Raw genomic sequence first — 811 nt, 5'->3', positions numbered from 1 at the left:
AAAACATTAGAAGAACCACCTGAACATGTAAAATTCTTATTTGCGACAACTGATCCTCAGAAGTTACCGATTACGGTGATTTCTCGTTGTTTGCAATTTACACTACGTCCTTTGGCGGTAGATGAAATTACCGAACATTTAACGACTATCTTAAATAAAGAACACATTGATGCAGATCAAGATGCCATTTGGCAAATTGCAGAATCCGCTCAAGGCTCTTTAAGGGATGCATTATCACTGACAGATCAAGCGATTGCCTATGGTCAGGGTGCAGTACATCATCAAGATGTGAAAGATATGTTAGGTCTGATTGATCGAACGATTATCTATGATTTGATTCTCGCGATTCATCAAAATCAGCAAGCGCGTGTGAGTCAGTTGCTTTTGCAATTTAGGCAGCAAGCTTTAGATGTGTCTTTAGTTCTAGACCAATTGGTTTCGACGCTTCATGAGTTGGCATTATTGCAGTATCTGCCTGACCTAGCACTTAAGTATAGTGAAGAAATCAATCAAAAAATATTACAGCTTTCGAAGCTTGTTTCTGCACAAGACTTGCAACTGTATTATCAAATCGCTTGCAAAGGTCGTGCTGATTTGCAAATGGCGGTGACGCAAGAACAAGGTTTCGAGATGTGCGTTTTGCGGATGCTTGCGTTTAGACCGATGAGTCTAAATGAGGTGACTGTTCAGGCAGCACCTGTAGTGCAGATACTTGACCAGCAAAATCAGCAGGTTGCTTCAGATGTAAGTCAAGAAAAACAGTTTGCAGCACCTGTAGAAGTGGCTAGTGTTGAACCTGAACCTGAACCTG

General features: G+C 41.2%; 1 pseudogene. It reads left to right on the top strand.

Annotation, left to right across the window (positions count from 1 at the left end):
- Positions 1-811, top strand: a pseudogene (locus B4237_RS08250) (DNA polymerase III subunit gamma/tau); the annotation flags it as partial.

This window comes from Acinetobacter sp. UBA6526 (genome assembly GCF_002434875.1).
In the GTDB taxonomy this organism is placed as follows: Bacteria; Pseudomonadota; Gammaproteobacteria; order Pseudomonadales; family Moraxellaceae; genus Acinetobacter; species Acinetobacter venetianus.
This window is presented reverse-complemented; position numbering and strand designations above follow the sequence as displayed.